The organism is Vibrio sp. 1978, assembly GCF_033344345.1.
Genome location: NZ_JAWPOP010000138.1, coordinates 1 through 1,123, shown reverse-complemented (window position 1 = coordinate 1,123; position 1,123 = coordinate 1). Strand labels below are relative to the sequence as shown.

The 1,123-nt window shown below is 54.4% G+C and carries 1 protein-coding gene; it reads right to left on the bottom strand.

Going from position 1 to position 1,123, the window contains the following annotated elements; all coding sequences use genetic code 11:
• The coding region (locus R8N49_RS25055) for a PAS-domain containing protein (RefSeq protein WP_318190202.1) at positions 1–1,123 on the bottom strand (1,123 nt) is incomplete at both ends.

Below are 1,123 nucleotides of genomic sequence, written 5' to 3'. Positions count from 1 at the left end.
TGCCGCGCCTAACGCACTTTCGATATGTGCCGACAACTTGCGAGTTTCGCTGTCTTTGGCTACTTCAGAAAGTGAAGACGCAAACAAACGGGCGGCATTGAGCGGCTGCATCAAGTCGTGACTCACGGCCGCTAAAAAACGCGATTTCGATTTCGACTCCAAATCCGAACGCTGCGTCGCTGCCACCAACTGTTTGTTGAGTTGCTCCAACTCTCTGGTGCGCGCGCGCACTCGCTCTTCTAACGTTTCATTGGCGTCTTTCAGCGCTTGCTCGGCATCGCGGAATACGGTGATGTCCGTAAAGCTCATTACAAAACCACCGCCGGGCATCGGGTTGCCCTGCACTTCAATCACTCGTCCATCAGGACGCACACGGGAAGAGGTATGTCGCGTACCTTGTTCAAGGTGATACACGCGGCGGCGTACGTGGTCTTCTGGATCGCCGGGGCCACACAAACCTTGCTCAGCATTGTGGCGAATCACATCAGCAATCGGTCGGCCGACTTGAATCAATCCGGGTGGGAATACAAACAGCTCTAGGTAACGCTGGTTCCACGCCACCAGCCGCAGTTGTTTGTCGACCACCGCAATCCCTTGGCCGATATGTTCAATCGCCCCTTGGAGTAATCCGCGGCTAAAGTCGTACAACTCGGATGCTTCATCAACGATGGTTGCGACTTCTTCAAGCTGCATATTTCTGCCTTGCAACGCAGAAGTAAGTACTAACTTAGCGGAAGAGGCACCAAACACCCCTGCCAACACGCGCTCAGTGTGACGAATCAACGAAGACGGCGCTTGTTGGTTCGGTAACAACTCCTCTCGCTGCTGGCTCCAATAGGCTTGGAAAGCCACTTTCACCCGAGTGCGGCCAACAAAGCGCGAGGCAAGCATTTCCAGCTCAGCCACGGTAACTCGACTTTGGTACAAGCTGATGTTTTCGCTTTCAGGCAGCGGTGTTCCGACAAAAGACGCCGACTGTAAGCGCTCACTTAGGCTTGGACGCGTCGCCAGAGACACCGCGACAAAACACACCGCGTTCGCCACCACACTCATGATCATGCCCCAATCCGAAATCGCAATGTCGAAGCTCGACAGCATCTCTGGCGGCGTGATTAACCAAATC